General features: G+C 62.6%; 15 protein-coding genes. 7 read left to right on the forward strand and 8 right to left on the reverse strand.

Annotated features, from left to right (window positions below; translation table 11 throughout):
* The first annotated feature begins 112 nt into the window (after positions 1-112).
* The gene (gene moaA, locus NT26_RS09185) at positions 113-1159 is read left to right on the forward strand and encodes a GTP 3',8-cyclase MoaA (RefSeq protein WP_052638496.1); all 1047 of its coding nucleotides are present in this window, start codon (positions 113-115) and stop codon (positions 1157-1159) included.
* A gap of 102 nt (positions 1160-1261) precedes the next feature.
* On the opposite strand, the gene dksA is transcribed toward moaA, so the two are convergent.
* Positions 1262-1681: an RNA polymerase-binding protein DksA gene (gene dksA, locus NT26_RS09190; protein ID WP_052642000.1), complete on the reverse strand. Its 420-nt coding sequence runs from the start codon at positions 1679-1681 to the stop codon at positions 1262-1264.
* A gap of 268 nt (positions 1682-1949) precedes the next feature.
* Between dksA and NT26_RS09195 the strand changes: the two genes are divergently transcribed.
* From NT26_RS09195 to NT26_RS09210, 4 genes are all read left to right on the forward strand, one after another.
* Positions 1950-2453, forward strand: a complete 504-nt coding sequence (locus NT26_RS09195) for a SixA phosphatase family protein (protein WP_052638497.1) — start codon at positions 1950-1952, stop codon at positions 2451-2453.
* 65 nt (positions 2454-2518) lie between these two features.
* Positions 2519-3988: a YcjX family GTP-binding protein gene (locus NT26_RS09200; RefSeq protein WP_052642002.1), complete on the forward strand. Its 1470-nt coding sequence runs from the start codon at positions 2519-2521 to the stop codon at positions 3986-3988.
* Positions 3985-5064, forward strand: a complete 1080-nt coding sequence (locus NT26_RS09205) for a YcjF family protein (RefSeq protein ID WP_052638498.1) — start codon at positions 3985-3987, stop codon at positions 5062-5064. Before NT26_RS09200 ends, NT26_RS09205 begins: the two co-directional genes overlap by 4 nt.
* A 92-nt stretch (positions 5065-5156) precedes the next feature.
* Complete coding sequence (locus NT26_RS09210) at positions 5157-5705, forward strand: hypothetical protein (protein ID WP_052638499.1); 549 nt, start codon at positions 5157-5159, stop codon at positions 5703-5705.
* Here the strand turns inward: NT26_RS09210 and folK are convergent.
* Genes folK through folP form a run of 3 tightly spaced genes read right to left on the reverse strand, consistent with a single transcriptional unit; the run spans position 5702 to position 7471 of the window.
* Positions 5702-6205, reverse strand: coding sequence for a 2-amino-4-hydroxy-6-hydroxymethyldihydropteridine diphosphokinase (gene folK, locus NT26_RS09215; protein ID WP_052638500.1), 504 nt, complete (start codon positions 6203-6205; stop codon positions 5702-5704). The genes NT26_RS09210 and folK overlap by 4 nt on opposite strands.
* A 7-nt stretch (positions 6206-6212) precedes the next feature.
* Complete coding sequence (gene folB, locus NT26_RS09220; protein ID WP_052638501.1) at positions 6213-6578, reverse strand: dihydroneopterin aldolase; 366 nt, start codon at positions 6576-6578, stop codon at positions 6213-6215.
* The gene (gene folP, locus NT26_RS09225; protein WP_244467684.1) at positions 6575-7471 is read right to left on the reverse strand and encodes a dihydropteroate synthase; all 897 of its coding nucleotides are present in this window, start codon (positions 7469-7471) and stop codon (positions 6575-6577) included. The genes folB and folP overlap by 4 nt, the downstream gene beginning before the upstream one ends.
* A 77-nt stretch (positions 7472-7548) precedes the next feature.
* Here folP and NT26_RS09230 point away from each other — a divergent pair, with 77 nt between their 5' ends.
* Positions 7549-8169: a DUF922 domain-containing Zn-dependent protease gene (locus NT26_RS09230; RefSeq protein ID WP_052638502.1), complete on the forward strand. Its 621-nt coding sequence runs from the start codon at positions 7549-7551 to the stop codon at positions 8167-8169.
* 21 nt (positions 8170-8190) lie between these two features.
* Here the strand turns inward: NT26_RS09230 and NT26_RS09235 are convergent, their stop codons facing one another.
* Both NT26_RS09235 and NT26_RS09240 read right to left on the reverse strand, forming a co-directional pair.
* Entirely contained in the window at positions 8191-8511 is a 321-nt protein-coding gene (locus NT26_RS09235; RefSeq protein WP_052638503.1) for a 2Fe-2S iron-sulfur cluster-binding protein, read from the reverse strand.
* Positions 8512-8621: 110 nt separating this feature from the next.
* Positions 8622-8990: an Hpt domain-containing protein gene (locus NT26_RS09240; protein WP_052638504.1), complete on the reverse strand. Its 369-nt coding sequence runs from the start codon at positions 8988-8990 to the stop codon at positions 8622-8624.
* 459 nt (positions 8991-9449) lie between these two features.
* Here NT26_RS09240 and NT26_RS09245 point away from each other — a divergent pair, with 459 nt between their 5' ends.
* Complete coding sequence (locus NT26_RS09245; RefSeq protein WP_052638505.1) at positions 9450-15965, forward strand: apolipoprotein A-IV repeat region-like domain-containing protein; 6516 nt, start codon at positions 9450-9452, stop codon at positions 15963-15965.
* Between the two features lie 293 nt (positions 15966-16258).
* Here NT26_RS09245 and NT26_RS09250 read toward each other — a convergent pair whose 3' ends face one another.
* Both NT26_RS09250 and NT26_RS09255 read right to left on the reverse strand, forming a co-directional pair.
* Positions 16259-17206 (reverse strand): DUF1775 domain-containing protein, encoded by a 948-nt coding sequence (locus NT26_RS09250; protein WP_052638506.1) that lies wholly within the window; start codon positions 17204-17206, stop codon positions 16259-16261.
* A 74-nt stretch (positions 17207-17280) separates the two neighbouring features.
* Positions 17281-17649, reverse strand: a complete 369-nt coding sequence (locus NT26_RS09255) for a hypothetical protein (protein ID WP_082077668.1) — start codon at positions 17647-17649, stop codon at positions 17281-17283.
* Between the last annotated feature and the right edge of the window lie 190 nt (positions 17650-17839).

Here is a 17839-nt window from a genome sequence, read left to right on the forward strand (position 1 = left end):
CATACGATAATCTATCGAGAACTAGAGGCTGATCCGTTCCTCCGCAAGCGGCGCTCGCCCTCTTGACGCAACTGGCATAGCCGCCCACTTTGTCCCTTCAGGAGGACAAGCTGTGAATACACTGGCAGGACCACTCGGCAATGCCCGCCCGCTTGCAACCGCGGCAGGGCCGATGATCGACCCGTTCGGCCGCGCCGTCACCTATCTGCGGGTGTCGGTGACCGATCGATGCGACTTCCGCTGCACCTATTGCATGGCGGAGAACATGACCTTCCTGCCGAAGAAGGACCTGCTGACGCTGGAGGAGCTGGACCGGCTCTGTTCCGCCTTCATCGCCAAGGGCGTGCGCAAGCTGCGACTGACCGGCGGCGAGCCGCTGGTGCGCAAGAATATCATGCACCTGGTACGCGCGCAGGGCCGCCATATCGAGGCGGGACATCTCGACGAACTGACCCTGACGACCAATGGTTCGCAACTCGCCCGCCACGCATCGGAACTGTACGACTGCGGCGTGCGGCGCATCAACGTATCGCTCGATACGCTAGACGCAGACAAGTTTCGGACCATCACGCGCTGGGGTGAGCTCGATCGGGTGCTGGACGGTATCGAGGCTGCGCAGAAGGCGGGGCTAAGGATCAAGCTCAACGCGGTTGCTCTCAAGGGCTTCAACGAGCACGAAATCCCGAGCATGCTGCGCTGGGCCCATGAACGCGGCATGGATCTGACAGTGATTGAGACCATGCCGATGGGCGAGATCGAGGAAGATCGTACGGACCGCTATCTGCCGCTCTCGAAGCTGCGGGCCGATCTCGAGCAGCAGTTCACGCTGAACGACATTCCGTTCAAGACCGGCGGGCCAGCGCGCTACGTTGAGGTCGCGGAAACTGGCGGCCGACTGGGCTTCATCACCCCGATGACCCACAATTTCTGCGAAAGCTGCAATCGGGTCCGCCTCACCTGCACGGGCACACTCTACATGTGCCTCGGACAGAACGACGCCGCGGACCTGCGCACGGCGTTACGAGCCTCCGACGACGATGCCTATCTTTCCGCCGCTATCGACGAGGCAATCCTGCGTAAGCCTCAAGGGCACGATTTCATCATCGACCGCAACAATCGCCCGGCCGTGCCACGCCATATGAGCGTCACCGGAGGCTGAGCCCGCAGGTACGCTTCCCTTTTGTTTCACAGTAATCTATAGCGGACACAAGAACGGGCGCGGTTACCCACGCCCAGTTGTCTCATGCAATGGTGAAGCTACCTATTCGTCGCGATAGACCTTCTCGCGGCGCTCATGGCGCTCCTGGGCCTCGATCGACAATGTCGCAATCGGACGGGCATCAAGACGCTTGAGGCCGATCGGCTCGCCGGTTTCCTCGCAGAAGCCGTAGGTGCCGTCTTCGATGCGCTGCAAGGCGGCGTCGATCTTGGAGATCAACTTTCGCTGCCGGTCGCGAGCGCGTAGTTCGATCGCCCTGTCGGTCTCCGAAGAGGCCCGATCGGCGAGATCCGGATGGTTTGCACTTTCTTCCGCGAGATGGTCCAGCGTCTCGCGCGCCTCCCTGAGGATGTCGTTCTTCCAGGCGATCAGCTTCGCCCTGAAATACGCCCTCTGGTTCGCATTCATGAACTCATCGTCTTCCGAGAGGACATAATTGCTAAGATCGATCTTCTCACTCAACGCGATTCTCCCGAAGAACATCTCAAGGCGGGCTCTATATCCCAATCGGCTACTGCGGTTCAAGCCTGTTGGGTGCTTTACGGCAATTTTTAAAACTGTCGCAATATTGGGCTAAGAGCCTAGGATTTAACCAGTTTATTCTTTGAAGCCTCGACCATCTACTCTCTCACTTGCCTCCCGCCCCACCATTACGTTGCCGACCATGGTCATGGTTGACGTCGTTCTTCCCCACGGTTACCCATCGACTGAACCGCTCCTCAGGCCATCGATGAACATGATCTCCCAGCCCCTCACCCGCGTTTATCTGCTGCGTCATGCAAGGTCTGCCTGGGCGCAGCCCGGTGAACGGGATTTCGACAGGCCGCTGGACGACGAGGGCTATGCGGAAGCCGAAATCGTGGCGGAGAAGGCCCTGGATCGGGGCTACAGGCCCGCGCGGGTTATCAGTTCAACCGCCCTGCGCTGCCGTCAGACCGCTGAAGCGATACGACGTGCCCTCGATCAGGACCTGGAATTGGTGTTCATCGACGAACTCTACAACGCCCCGCTCGATGTCTATCTCGAAATTATCGCGTCTTCGACCGAAGCCGAATCCATGATGTTCATCGGTCACAACCCGACGATTGAGGAGGTATTTGAGAAGCTCGCTGGTGCCGATACCACCGCGGCCGCGATCCCGACCGGCTACCCGACGGCCGGGCTTGCCGTACTCGAACGCCCCGCGGCCTCTCATGAGCGCCACTGGACCCTGACGGACTTCCTGACCGCCTGACACAGGAGCCTGCTTTCATCCCCGGCATCAGGCGCCTATATAGGCGAAAACAAGGGGATGTGATTTTGCCGCCTTCGCTGACCAGCCTCACTGACGACGCACGAATCGCTCTGGACAATCTCGGAGACAGGGCCTCTTCCCTGGTGAACCCTTCGATCCGACTCGGCGTCACTGGCCTCTCGCGGGCCGGCAAGACCGTCTTCATCTCCTCGCTGGTCCACAATCTTCTAAATGGTGGGCCGTTGCCCCTGTTCGAGCCCGTCCGCTCCGGCCGCGTCTCGCGCGTGCGGCTGGAGCCGCAACCAGACGACGCAATCCCTCGCTTCCAGTATGAGGATCACATACAGGCACTTGTCAGGGAGAGGGTATGGCCGGACTCGACGCGCGCCATTTCCGAACTGCGCATCACCCTGGATTACCAGAGCGCCAGCGGGTGGAGCCGGATGTTCTCGCGCGGCCGCCTCTCCCTCGACATCGTAGACTATCCGGGCGAGTGGCTGCTTGACCTGCCGCTTCTCGCTCAGGATTACCGCACATTCAGCACCAACACGGTCAGCCTGGCACGGAGCGGCGTCCGCGCGGAGCTTTCCAGAGAGTGGCTCGCCCTGGCGGAAAGCGTCGACGCGGAGGCACCCGGCGACGAGATGGCTGCGCGCCGTCTCTCCGAAGCCTTCGCTGCCTACCTGAAGGCCTGCAAATCAGACGAGCGATCGCTTTCGACCTTGCCGCCCGGCCGGTTCCTGATGCCCGGGGATCTCGACGGTTCACCTGCCCTCACCTTCTCGCCGCTGCCCCATGTCCCGGAAGAGCGCGCACCGAAGGGTTCGCTTCGGGCGATGATGGAACGGCGTTTTGAGGCCTACAAATCGGTCGTCGTGAAGCCCTTCTTCAGAGAGCACTTTGCGCGGCTTGACCGGCAGATCGTGCTGATCGACGCGCTGCAGGCGATCAACCGTGGCGAGGAGGCGGTCCACGATCTCGAACGGGCGCTTGGCGATGTCCTTGCCTGCTTTCGTCCGGGGACCAACAGCTTGCTGTCGTCACTCCTCGGCCGGCGGATCGACAAGGTGCTTGTCGCTGCCACCAAGGCCGACCACCTCCATCACGAAAGCCATGACCGGCTGGAGCGCATCACCGCTCGCCTGGTTGATCGCGCGATTAGGCGAATCGGCATGGCGGGAGCCGGAATCGAGGTTATGGCCATCGCGTCGGTGCGGGCCACGCGCGAGGCGACGGTCACCGAGGGGGGACACGTTCTCCCGGTCATCGTCGGCACGCCAATGGCGGGCGAAACGATCGGATCCGAGATGTTCGACGGTCTCCGCAAGACCGCCGTCTTCCCCGGCGATCTGCCCGTCAGCCCCGACGTTCTCTTCAGAGGGCCCGACGGCGGCCAGCCGGAGTTTCCGGAGATCAACTTCGTCCGCTTCCGCCCTCCCGCACTGGAGGAGACGAGCGGCGGCCTCAAGCTGTCCGTGCCGCATATCCGCCTCGACCGCGCGCTGCAGTTTCTCCTGGGGGATCGACTCGCATGACGACATCGGACCGCAACGGACGCCGCCCCGGCGCCTTTCGCATGGAGGACGGGGAGGAAGGACACCGTCCCACCCCTGCCCTGCGCAGGTCGCCGCGAAGTTTCGAGGAAAACGTTCTCCTGACGTCGGAGGTGGACGATCCCTTCATGATGCCGCCCGAACTTGCGGATCGGGACGTTCCCGTCGCAGAACCGAAGACACGCAGGCGCTTTTCCTTCGCCAATGTCGCACTTGCCGCGTTCGGCACTTTTCTTTCACTGGCCTTCGGCCTCTGGGCAGACAGCGTCGTACGGAACCTCTTCGCTCGTTCGGACTGGCTTGGTTACGCGGCCCTCTCAGCCCTGGCGATCGGGCTGTTGGCGGTTGCGGTCGTTGTGGGCCGGGAGATCTACGGCCTCATGCGTCTTTCGGCAGTCCAGACACTGAAGGTCGAGGCCGAGGAAGCCGCAACTGCACCCCTTCCCGGCCCGGCCAGGGCCGTAGTGGCAACTCTCGCCCGCCTCCTTTCGCACCGGGCGGAGACGGCCAAGGGACGGGCCGTCCTGGAAGCGACAAAGGACGAGATCATCGACGGACCGCAGATGATCGAACTCGCTGAACGCGAACTACTCGCGCCGCTCGACAGGCGCGCGCGGGCGCTCATCCTCAATGCCTCCAAGCGGGTCTCGATCGTGACCGCCGTCAGCCCTCGCGCCATCGTCGATCTTGCCTATGTCGTCTTCGAGGTGTCGCGGCTGGTGCGTGCCATGGCGGAGTTGTACGGCGGCAGGCCAGGAACGCTCGGCCTCTTTCGCCTCTTGCGTGATGTCGTGGCGCACCTGGCGGTCACCGGCTCGATTGCGGTGGGCGATGGTCTGGCACAGCAGGTGCTGGGTCACGGCGTCGCCGCAAGGCTCTCAAAGCGTCTAGGCGAAGGGGTGATAAACGGGCTCCTCACCGCGCGCATCGGCATTGCCGCAATGGACCTCTGCCGACCGCTGCCGTTTCGCGCGCTGAAGCGCCCGGGAGTCGGCGACTTCTTCGGTGATCTGGCGCAATTCGGCCGAGACGACGATACCCGCGACACACCGCGATAGTCGTTCCGGAACGTCGCGGATACCACTCATTAACCAATCCGAAGCTATGGTGAACGCTCGAAAACGAGCTGGCACTCGCCTAGGAAAGCACCATGTATCTGCGCATCTTTTCCGTGATCGGCGGCCTCGCTGCCGCCTTCGTCGCCGACTCCGCCATGGCGCCCGATGCGTCAGCCGCACCGCGGGACAAGGCATTCTTCCAGTCCGTCGCCGGCACCTGGAAGGGTCCGGGCGAGATCGTCGCTGGCAAGTACAAAGGCACCAAGTTCAACTGCAGCCTGACGGGACAATCGGTTTCCAGCACTGAAGCCGGCATCAAGCTTGACGGCACGTGCCGGGTTGGCGTCTTTAAGCAGCCCATGTCTGCCGTGATCACGCAGAACGGCAAGGGTTACAAGGGCCAGTTCCTGGATGGCGCCGACGGCAAGGGCCTCGATATCGTCTCGGGTGCCGTGAACGGCGACAAGGTCGTGGTCGGAATCAACCGCGCCCAGTTGAACGGGGCCATGGTTGCAAGCCTGCGAGACCCCAACACCATGAACATCACGATCTCGGTCAAGGTGGAAGATCAGATGATCCCGGTCATCGGGCTGACTCTCGACCGCGACCTCGATTCGATCGCAGTGGGCTCGATCGACTAGCGTTCGCGCCACCAGTTCTGGTTTTCGCTCGCGGGATGGATGCCGCTACTATCCGTCCTGCGAAGCCATTGCGATAGGCTCTGGCCGGACACCACCATTTGCGGCGCAATTTCTGCGAGTGGCACGAGGACGAAAGCACGTTCCACCATCCGAGGATGCGGAAGCGCCAGCCTTTCGGTTTCCATTTCGCGGTTACCGAAGGTGAGGATGTCGATGTCGATCGTCCTCGGTCCCCAACGCTCGACCCGTTCCCTCTTCATGCTGCGTTCCACCGACAGGCAGACATCCAGAAGCGCCTCTGGACCCAACGATGTCTCCACCAGAGCGCAACAGTTCAGGAAATCCGCCTGGTCGGTCTTGCCCCATGGCGGGGTCTTGTAAAGCCGCGATACGGCTGACACTGCGCAGTCGTCGCGCCCATTGAGCCCCCGCAAGGCCTCCCCCATCGCAGCTTGCGGATCCCCGATATTTCCCCCAAGGCCCAGCGCCGCTGTGATCATGACCTTGTCAGCGCCTATGCACGACGCGCACTTCCGCGTGATCCAGCACCCCCTGAATCGGCGCGCTCGGCTTGCGCACCGTTATGGCGGCCCCGCGGATCTGCGGAAAATGCTGGCAGAGCGCCACGGCAATGTCCATGGCGAGCGTCTCGATCAGCCGTCGCTGGCTGCCCGTGACGATCTCCTCGATGAGGGTGAAGGCGACACCGTAGTCAACAGTGTCCTCCACGCGATCGGTGGTCAGAACGTCGCCCGCTTCCACCTCCAGTTCCGCATCGATGAAAAACCGCTGCCCCAGACGGTTCTCTTCCGCGTGGACACCGTGACGAGCGAAGAAGGCGCAATTCTTGAGGGTGATCGTGTAGGTACTCACTGTAGCGTCTCCTCTGCGTGAACACGGATCAGCGCGTCCGCGATACCGAGCGCGTCGCGGTTGGCGGCAACATTATGGACGCGAAAGATCGCGGCGCCGGCGAGCCGCAGGATTGCCGTCGTCGCAGCCGTCCCGATGTCACGGTCTGCAGCAATTTCCCGACCGGTGGCCGCGCCTATGAAGCGTTTGCGGGACGCACCGACAAGCCAGGGGAAGCCGATCTCGGTCAATTCAGCAAACCGAGCCACGATCTGGAGATTGTGGTCGGAATCCTTGGCGAAGCCGAAACCCGGATCGAGCACGATGGCCTCGGACGCCACGCCGGCCGCCTCGGCGATGGCGAGCGAAACCTTGAAGAAGGCGTGCTGGTCGGCGATCACATCGTCGATGATCTCGCCTTCCCGGCCGCGACCAGTATGCATGATGCAGAGCCCGGCGCCTGTCGCGGCCGCAACGGAGGCGATCGCTGGCTCCCGCTGCAGGCCGTGGACATCATTGATGATGTGGGCACCCGCTGCCATCGCCAGACGGGCCGTCTCGGCGCGATACGTGTCCACGGATATCAGTGCGTCGGTCTCCCGTATCAGCCGCTCGATCACCGGAAGCACCCGATCCTGTTCTTCCGCGACGCTGACCGGCGCTCCGCCGGGCCGGGTGGATTCGCCGCCGACATCGAGGATCGCCGCCCCTTCGCGAACGCAGGCAAGGCCATGGGCGACCGCAAGCTCGAGACTGCGGTGCAATCCGCCGTCCGAAAATGAATCTGGCGTGACGTTGATGATGGCCATGATATGGCCGCTGTTGGCCAGTTCAAGATGACGACCACGGCCGACCCGCCAGATTTTCGGGACGGGGATGTTCGGCTTGGCGTCATCGGTGCGGGAGTAACGCAAATTTTTCTGCCTCTGTGTTGCGCTGCCGAGGGCTATGCCCCAAGCTCCCTTCAAGTTCAATGTCCGCAGGCTCCAGAATGTCGATGATTCCTTGTTTCCGTTGTGTCGCCGGCGGTCTGGTTGCCATGTGCATGCTCTCCTCCAACGCCTCGGCGGAGCCTCTGATCAGCAAGACTTACGGCTATTTCTCGATCGGCGGGAAAACTGCCGAGGCACTGGATCGTGAGCTCGAAAGGCGTGGACCGGTAACCAATGCCACCGGGCATCGCCATCCGGGAGCGACGGAGATCAAGTTTGGTGGGGAGGTCACCTATCTCGAGCGCGGCAAGCAGTGTTCAGTGGGCAACGTGAAGGTCACGTTGAAGACAAACCTCATCCTGCCTCGCTGGAAGAACCGCCGCACCGCCGACAAGAACCTGCGCTTCATCTGGGACACGCTGTCGGCAGACATCAAGCGACACGAGGAGCGACATGCGGAGATAGCCCGCACGTATGCGCGAACCCTTGAAAGGGATCTGCACGCCCTCCGTTCCGCCAGCAGTTGCCCGGAACTGGAGAAAAAGGTCGGCGCGGTAACGAAGCGCGTTCTCGAAGCCCATGATCGCGACCAGATGCGGTTCGATCGGATCGAGTCAAAGAACTTCGACAACCGGATGATGCGTCTGCTGAAGTACCGGATGGGACAGAACGACGGGTGAGCCGGAGCTGGCTCCGAAGCGTCAGCCTTGCCTCTCAGGCACCTGGACAACCAGCCCTTCGAGCGCATCGGTCATCTTGATCTGACAGGAAAGGCGGGAGGTCGGCCGCACATCGTGGGCGAAGTCGAGCATATCCTCTTCCATGGCCGAGGGCGCGCCTACGGCTTCAGCCCATGCATCGTCGACATAGACGTGACAAGTAGCGCAGGCACAGGCGCCGCCGCATTCGGCTTCGATGCCGGGCACAGAGTTGCGGACGGCATTCTCCATCACCGTCGATCCGTTGCTCGCATCTATATCGAAGCGCGTTCCGTCGAAGGCGACGATGGTCAGTTTCGTCATGATCAGGAAATCCGTATGAACAGTCTCGATGAACGGGTCTGCTCATCGAGCAGTTCCGCCGGGCCGTCAACATAGGTTTGCATGCCCGGCGTCGCAATGGCGGGTTGGGTTTATCGGCAAAGCTTGAGAATGAAGTTTTCCGTTTCGACGATGGCTGTGGCAATCTTTGCCATCGATGTCGCCTCGGCTCCCTTTTCCTCGATCCTCATCGCCAGGTCGGCGACGGTGAACGCGCCGACCGAGGATGCCGCTCCCTTCAGCCGATGAGCGGCAGCAATGATGGCGGAGCTTTCTCCGCTGCTCATCTCCAGCATGGCCTTCCGCGCCTGCCGTGCGAAAATCTGCAGGATCTCCACCTCGAGGGTCTTGTCTCCCATCGTCTGTCGAGCGAGATGCACGAGGTCTATCGGGCGGGACTGGGATGGGGAGAGCGCGCGCTGGGTCGCAGGGGCTTCGAATGCAATTGCTGTTGCGGCCATGGGAACGATGATCCTAAAGATGCTATTTCAGAGCATCCTGCCGCCAAACCGGCGCCATAGCGTTAAGAAAGGCCGAGCGGCCCCTTGAATCTCACGCTATGGTTAATTTCCGCTAAGATGCTTGTTTTATGGGACTTTCCAAAAGTCTTATGGTTTAAATCCTGTTAACAACCCGTTTTGGCTTTTTGGCGCTTCCAGGGGGCCGAATTGTTAAGACCCCTCAGATGTGCCACTACAATACAGTTGGAGAGGCGGGAGTCCGCTCCTGCATCCGTGGATGGCCGCGTGGTAAGTTTTCCTTATCATCCGTTTGGAACAAGGCTATCCGAGAGTGAAGTGAAACGGGAAACGCCGACGCCATGAGGGCGAGGCTTTCCGGCAGGCAGTGTCTCTTCTTCGTTTGCAGGGCGGGCAGACAGGACGGGATGGCCGGGCGAGTATGTAGCGAGGCGTAACCGCATGGCGAAGAAGACCAGCAGCGAGTCGATGGATGAAACGGCGTTCCAGGCTCTGGAAGATGCGTTGAAGATCGACTTCATCGAGGATCAGGAGGCGACACGCCAAAAACCTGCATCCTCTGCCTCGGAGGCCAGAGTGTCTGAAACCAAGCAGCGTCCCTCACCCGCGCGTGGCGAGAACCCGGCAGCTCCTCCCCGTTCGCCGGCGGCGGAGCCTGCGGCTCGTGCACCCGTGTTCGAGCCGGCCAATGATGCGAGCCGCCGCAGTTCCGTGAACCTGCTCAAGACACTGGAAGGCGGGACGATGCGCAGTTCCTTGCGCAATGCGACGATCGTCTCCGTTCTTTGGGCGATCGGCGGTCTCGGACTGGCGCAACTTCTCTACGGTGCACAGCTCTGGGGTTCGGGTTCCGTCGGCGGCCTGGTCGCAATGCCCGGCCTCGTGGCGATCCTCGTGGGCATCATCGTTCCCATCCTGCTATTCTTCGCCTTCGCCACGATGATGGCCCGGGCACAGGACATGCGAAACGCCGCGCGCTCCATGGCGGAAGTCGCGCTGCGTCTGTCCGAGCCGGAGACAGTGGCATCCGAGCGAATCATGACCGTCGGCCAGGCCGTTCGCCGCGAAGTCTCCGCCATGAACGAGGGCATCGAGCGAACGATCGCGCGGGCAACGGAACTGGAGACCCTCGTCCATTCGGAGGTCAATGCCCTCGAACGCAGCTACACCGACAACGAACTGCGCGTACGAGGACTGGTCCACGAGCTCGGCGCGGAGCGCGACGCCATCGTCAACCATGCCGAACGCATCCGATCGTCGATCGTCGGAGCCCATGAACAGCTCAAGGAAGAACTGTCGCTGGCGACCGAGGAGATCGCGGTGCGGCTGGCGACTTCGGGCGAGGCTTTCGCATCCCTGATAGACACGCGCGCCGCCGCGCTGACGGAAAAGACCAATGCGGCCGGCGAAGCGCTGGGCTCGCTACTCGCCGCGAAGGCCGACGAGCTGGTGCGAACCCTTGGCTCATCCGGCGTTGCACTCGCCAGCGAATTCGACGAACGGCTCGAAAACCTGTCAATGACGTTGGCTCAGCGCGGGCAGGCACTGCTCGGCGAATTCGAGACACGGGCCTCCACACTGGATGCCAGCACGGAACGTCTCAATGCGGCGCTTGCCGACCGGACGCGGCAGCTGAATGAGACGCTCGTTGCACGAACCCGCGAGATCACGGATGGGCTCTCGGAAGGCGAACGCTCCATTACCGGGTCGCTCGAAGCGGTCCTCACGTCGTTGAACAAGGCCCTGGACGACAAGGGCAGCGCGTTCAGGCAGAGCCTGAAATCTGCTGCCGACGACGCCGTCATGGACCTCGATCTGCGCTCCGGGCTCTTCGAGGAGCGCCTGCAGGCTACCGTCGGCCAGCTCAGCACGACCTTCGACAACGGGCTCGACGCGCTCACGACTGCCTTCGACCAGCGAGCCGGCAGCCTTGACAGCAAACTCATGGACAGCCTGGCCCGCATCAACGAGACGGTGGCCACCGGGTCCGAATCGATCGAAGGCATCCTCAGCAGCAGCATCGCGCAGATCGGCAACACCCTGACCGAACAGTCACTGGCATTGGCGACAGCGCTTGGTACCGGTCAGGACGTCCTCGATTCCATGCTGGGGGACCGCAGCCGCGAGTTCAACGAGGCGCTCGCTGCCCGCACGACCGAAATCACCGGCGCAATGGGCACGAGCCGCGAGGCGATCGAGGCGGTTCTCTCCGAACGTAGCAGCGCGCTGATCGAGGCGTTGAACGAAACGCAAGGCAAGTTCGAGCGAGCTGTGGGTGAACGCTCGGAATCGGTAATTGCCGCACTTACGACCAGCCAGGACCGCTTCGCGGAAACCCTCGACGCAAAAACGGCGGCAATCGATTCGGTCGTCGCAGACGCACCGCAGAGGCTTGCAAGCCTCCTGGACGAGCGCGCCGCTACGATCGCGCGCCATCTCCAGGAGGGCGAGGAAAAGATCGGCTCCGGTCTCGACCAACGGATGGACAATCTCGCGCAGACGCTGTCGGCCAGCGGCGACCGGATTGGCGAACTCCTCGACGACAAGACGATGGATATCAGCACGGCCTTCGCGCTCGGCGAAGACCGGATTGCCGGCATCCTGGACGGCCTCGCCGATGCTCCCGAGCGTCTAGCCGCGACCATGGACGAGCGCGCAGCGCAGATTGCACGGAATATCGAGGAAGGAAGCCAGCGCCTCGGCGAAGGCCTTGACCAGCGGGTAACTACTCTCTCGCAGACGCTTGCCGCGAATGGTGACCGGATCGGCGAGCTCCTTGACGACAAGACGATGGAGCTCAGCACCGCTCTCGCACTCGGCGAGGATCGGATTGCCGGCATTCTCGATAATGTCGCCGACACGCCGGAGCGGCTTGCGGCGGTCCTGGACGAGCGTGCCGCTCAGATCGCGAAAAATATCGAGGATGGAAGCCAACGCCTCGGCGAAGGCCTTGATCAGCGGGTGGCAACTCTCTCGCAGGCGCTTGCTCAGAATGGCGAGCGGATTGGTGAACTCCTCGATGACAAGACGATGGAGCTGAGCACGGCCTTTGCGCTCGGCGAGGATCGAATTGCCGGCATTCTAGACAGCGTCGCCGACACGCCCGAGCGGCTTTCGTCCGTCCTGGACGAGCGAGCTGCGCAGATCGTTCGGCATATCGAGGAAGGAAGCCAGCGCCTCGACGAAAGCCTTGACGAGCGGGTAACCACCCTCTCGCAGACACTGGCCGAGAATGGTGATCGGCTCGGGAATCTCCTTGACGATAAAACGATGGAGATCAGCACGGCATTCGCACTTGGCGAAGACCGCATCACTGGCGTTCTGACCAACCTCGCCGAGACTCCGGAACGCCTCTCCGGTATTCTCGATGAGCGCGCCGCCCTGATTTCGCGTCACATGGAGGAAGGCGAACAACGGCTTGGAGAAGGTCTCGATCGCCGCGTTGAACAACTCGCCGCTACCATCGCGTCTAACGGCGAACGGATCGGCGAGATGCTCAACGACAAGACGATGGAAATCAGCACAACATTTGCGCTGGGCGAAGACCGGCTCTCCGGCGTGCTCGACGAAAAGGCGGTTGCACTCAACACTCTTGCGGCTGACGCTGAGAACCGCATCGAACAGTCCATCAGCGAGATCTCTGTCAGGGTGGGCGATGTCCTCGGGGACGGCGCACGCCGGTTCGAGGAGAGCGTATCTGGCGGGGCGGAGCGTATCGAATCCGTCATCGGCACGGGTCAAGAGCGGATCGCCGCGACGCTCGGTCTCGGACATCAGCAATTCAGCGACACGGTTGCTGCCGCCAACGAACAGATGGAACAGACACTGGGTTCCGGCTACGAACGCCTGCGCGCGACCCTGGAGGAACGGAGCAACATGATCTCCGCCGCCCTCACCCAGAGCGAGCAGAAGATCTCCGAACTGATGTCGGAACAGGTGATGTCGATTGGTGCGACCGTCGCCACCAGCGCCGGCATGTTGGAAATGTCTTTGGAAAGCCAGCAGGACGCCCTTCGGGCGGCACTCGATGGCGCCGGCACCGACCTCGAACAACGGCTGAACAGCACCGCCGGGGTCATTGCGGAACGCCTGAACGAGGCAGCACGGGAGATCAGCCTCTCGGCCGAGAACCTTTCGGGACGGATCGAGCAGACGATCGGTAGCGTCGAGGCAGCCCTTGGTGAAACGGGCAGCAAGGTGGAGGCGACCTTCGGCGGCCTCGAGGCCCGCATCCGCAGCGAGGTTTCGAGTGTGACCGAGCTAGTCGACGGCGCCGGCCGCGACATCGGCGACACGCTTGCTCAACGCACCGCCGAGCTGGAGCGCATCAGCACCGACGCCCACGATCGCATCGCAGGAACCATGGACAGCGGGACGGCTCGCCTCGACGAGCGCCTTTCGACCATGGACCGAGCATTGACCGTCGGCTTGGATGCGGTCAGCCGCACGATCGAAGGCAAGGCCGCAGGTCTTGCCGCCAGCCTCCGCGAAGCTGTCAGCGCCGCTGCAGCTGGAATGGACGACGAGGCGATGCGCTCGGCAGAAATGCTTACCCGCACCGGCTCCGAGTTCAGCGAAGGACTCGCCCAGCGCAATGCCGAGTTCACCCGCTCGATCGAGGAACAGTCGAGCGAGATCGTAAACCGCATTTCGGAAACACAGACCCGTCTCGCCGGCCAGGCAGCAACAGTCGCCCAGGCTTTCTCCGAAGCCGGCAATGCCATCGTCAACAAGGTTTCGGAAGCCGATGCTCTGGTCAAGAAGCAGGTCACGGCGATCTCGGCAGCACTCGGGGAGGCTGAGCAGGCGCTTCAGGAACGCGGCGGCTCACTGCGCGGAGTTCTTGCCGAGACGGCGACCGAATTGCAGTCCGCTATGGAAGCGGTGGACAAGGCACTGGCCGCTCGCGGCGATGCCATTCGCTCCGCCCTCGACAGTCGCACCCGAGACCTCAACTCGATGCTTGCAAGCCGCACGACCGAACTGTCCCGTCTCATCGAGGAAGAGGCAAGGCCGGTGGTCGAACAGTACAGCGAGGCCAGCCGTTCCGCCGCCGCAGAAATTGCATCTGCAGCTCGGGAAAGCACAGAGCGCCTCGTGGCGGCCGCCAGCGAAAGCAGCAGCAGGATACGCAACGAGAACGATGCTCTCGTGGATGCGATCGCCGCCCGAACAAATGAGGCCTTGTCCGCCCTCACCCAGCGGGCCGAGAACACCGCAAGCGCCATGCTGTCGGTCGAAAGAAGTCTTACGGGCAACGTCAATGCGCTGATCGAACGTCTGGCGGAAAGCAATTCCGGGATCTCCAGTCTTGTCGAACGTGCTGCGCACGACATCACCTCGGCAGCCGACCAGGCGCTCGAGCGCCTTTCCGGCGTCGACGAGAAGCTCGGATCAACCGCCAGCCGCTTCTCCGAGTCCGCGGCTCACGCGGCAGACATGGTCTCCGGGTCCAGCCGCCTGCTGGAAAACAACATCGACCGGCTGGCGAACATTTCCGGCCAGACGCTCAACCAGGTCGGTGGCATTGTCGGCCGGTTCGATGAACATTCGAAGGTGCTCGCCCAGGCGTCCGAATTGCTTGGAGCCGCACAATCCAATCTTGCCAATACGCTCGATGAGCGCCAAACGGCCCTTCGCAGCCTCTCCGTTGGTCTCGTCAAGCGCTCCGAGGAAATCGAAGCGACGATGCGCAGTCTCGCCACTCTGGTGGAAGGCGCATTCGAGCGGGCCGAGGGCAGATCTTCGCAGGTAGCGGCGCATCTTCGCGAAAGCCTCCAGGGCGCGTTCGCCGACATTGGTCGCACGCTTGGTGAGACGCAGCAGCGTGCCGACGTTACCGCCGAAGCCATGCGAACCTCGCTCCTCGGCGCAAGCGAAGAAGCCAACCGTGCGGTTGACGCCACCATGGCCAATGCCGAGCAGCGTGCCCGCGGTCTCTCGGAGCGTATCCGCAGCGGCGTGGAAGGTTCGCTTACGGATGTCGAGCGCATGCTTGGCGACGCGACCAGCCGCACGGACGACGCTGCCTCACATCTCCGCGACCTCCTGCGCAAATCGGTGGATGAGGCAGTCGGCCGCTTCTCCGGCGCAACCGACGAAATCCGCCGGTCCGCCGAGCAGATCCGCGAGGAACTGGACAGCACCCGGGCCGAACTGCGGCGTGGAGCCTTCGACCTGCCGGAGGAAGCCAAGGAGAACGCTGCAGCTATGCGGCGCGCCGTGTCGGAGCAGATCAAGGCGCTGCAGGACTTGTCGCAACTAGTCGGCCGCTCGGCACAGGCACTCGAAGTGTCGCAGCCGGCGCCGGTGCGTGCCCCTGCACCTCAGCCCGCTCCAGCGCCGCGCGCCCAGCCGGCAGCGGCAACCCTGCCGCCACAGCCAACCCCTCCGGCCCGAGGGGAGACCCTGCCCGCCGGATTGCGGGGCGGCCTGAGCCTCGACCGCACTTCGCCCACGCGGCCCGCGGAAGCTGCTCCCAAGGGACAGGAAGGTGGCTGGATCTCCGATCTGCTGCGCGGCGCTTCGCGTGAGGAAGCCCCTGCCCGACCGGCCGCGCGGCCGACCGAGCAGCCGGCACCTCGCGGCGGTGGCGACAATCGCAATCCGCGCCACATGGTCGAATCGCTGAACTCATTGTCGGTCGATATCGCCCGAGCCATAGACCACGACGCGTCCGTGGATCTCTGGCGCCGCTATCAGCGTGGCGAGCGCGACGTGTTCACCCGCCGCCTCTACACGCTCAAGGGCCAGCAGACCTTCGACGAGATCAAGCGCAAATACGAGCGCGAGCCGGAGTTCCGTACGGCGGTCGACCGCTATATCGGCGATTTCGAGAAGCTCCTCGCGGACGTCGCTCGGACGGATCCGGACAAGACGGTCACGCAGAGCTACCTGACTTCCGACACCGGCAAGGTTTACACGATGCTCGCCCATGCGGCCGGACGGTTCAGTTGACCACTCCTGCCAGGTCTTGAGTGAGGGCGACCAAGGTTGCTCTTCCCACTGCCAATCAACCCGCCGGTATCTGCCGGCGGGTTTCTTCTTTGGCGAACGCCGCCTTCGCGTCATGCGGCAATGGCAGGGTTGGGAGGGACTGCGTGGACGTGACGCGGGCGGTTCGGCCTCCCAAGGCACCCCGCGAACGTCGACCTATCCTCCACCTCGGCGTAACCAGCAGACTGAAAAAGCCGCCGTCTTAAGGACAGCGGCCTCCAAAGCACTTTGAACTCAAAACCCGTTTGGGTTCCTCAGTTGTGCTGGTGTCCTTTCGGAGCGGCGTCTCGGACCGGGAAGATGACGTCGATGCTGCCGGCCTTCTCGAAGGTCAGCGTCACCGGAACGCTGTCCCCTTCCTTGAAGGGCGTCTTTACGTGCATGAACATCAAGTGCAGGCCGCCAGGCTTCAGTTCGACTGTCTCGCCAGCCGGCACCTCTATGCCGTTCTCGAGCTTGCGCATCCTCATGACGTCGCCCTCCATCGCCATCTCGTGGAGCTCGATGATTTCGGAAGCTGGCGAAGTAGCCGAGATGAGGCGGTCAGCGCCACCCGCATTTCGGATCGTGACGAACCCGCCGCCGACCGGCTGATTGGGGAGCATGGCGCGGGTGAAGGCTCCTTCCACGGAGATTTGGCCCACCATCGTCGGTGCCGGAGCCGACATATGCTCCTGGCCCTGCTTCTCGACCACCTTTACCACCGGCGCAGGATTCTTGAGGTAATGAGCATCTTGTCCGGGTGCGGCGACCTCCGTCCAGGCAACGCTTGCGTCACTGCCGCAAAGCTGGGTCGCAGGGAAGGCAAGTTCTGTCCCCGCAGCAACACCGGAAATCTTGCCGCGAATAACGAAGGTGTCGTAGTGCTCATCCGGCAGCTCGCCACCCTTCCAGCGGATTTCGGCGGGGCCTGCGCTGACTTTGGTGCCGTGGTTGTCGTAGGTCTTCTGGTATTCGCCCTGGATGATCTCTAGTTCCCAGCCCGGCTTCGGCTGCGGCTTTGCAAAGACGAAGCCTTCCGGCAATTCGATCCGAACCTCGTTTGTCGCCTTGCCTTCGCAGCCGTGCGGCACCTGCAACTGCATGAGCGCGTAACCTTCTGCGGTAACGGTGGCGCTGGTGAACGTGGCATGAGCCTGGGCGGTGCCCGTAGCGGCGAGAACGGCGAGAGCCGACAGCTTCATCGTCTTGATGGTAGTCATGGTCTATATCCCCTTCCGGCTGCGCTCATGGCTGCAAGACCGGACGTGTTGATCTGAAGAGATGTTCGTCTGGTTCAGATCGTCAGGGGTGGAGCACGCGAACTCGGTCGCGCAAGCGCGGTGAATCCGACCCTAAGAGATTCGATCCTGGGCGGATTGAGGAGAAAGGCTTGCTGCAGCGGCACGCCCAGCCCTTCGGCCGGCGGCGGCAGGAGGATGGAGGCTGCCAGAAGGCAGGCCTCGCAATAGGGGCGAGTGCCCTCTTCCCGGTGCGAGCCATGGGTTCCTGGCTCCCCGTGATCAGCGCAGATATCGGCAAAGCTGCCGTCGGGCAATCGGTAGGCTTCGCTGAACGCATCGGCAGGCCAGGCAGCCTGGACAGGCTGGTGGCTGAACCCAAGCGACATGAACACCATGGCGCAGAGCATGCGCAGCATGTTCATCGATCTGGGGTTCCGGAAAACCATCGCTTCGCTCATTCGTGGCCTGATGTCGATTACCTTACCGATAGACAAAGAGCAAATCCCTGCAGCTGCTTCTTTGCGCCGCATCAACATCCGGTCCGCCAGCGAAGATTCTTCCCGACAGTTCGGCATAGCCCTTGCCAAGCGCCCTGCCTCCCGGATAATGGGC

It is taken from the genome of Pseudorhizobium banfieldiae (genome assembly GCF_000967425.1).
Taxonomy (GTDB): Bacteria; Pseudomonadota; Alphaproteobacteria; order Rhizobiales; family Rhizobiaceae; genus Neorhizobium; species Neorhizobium banfieldiae.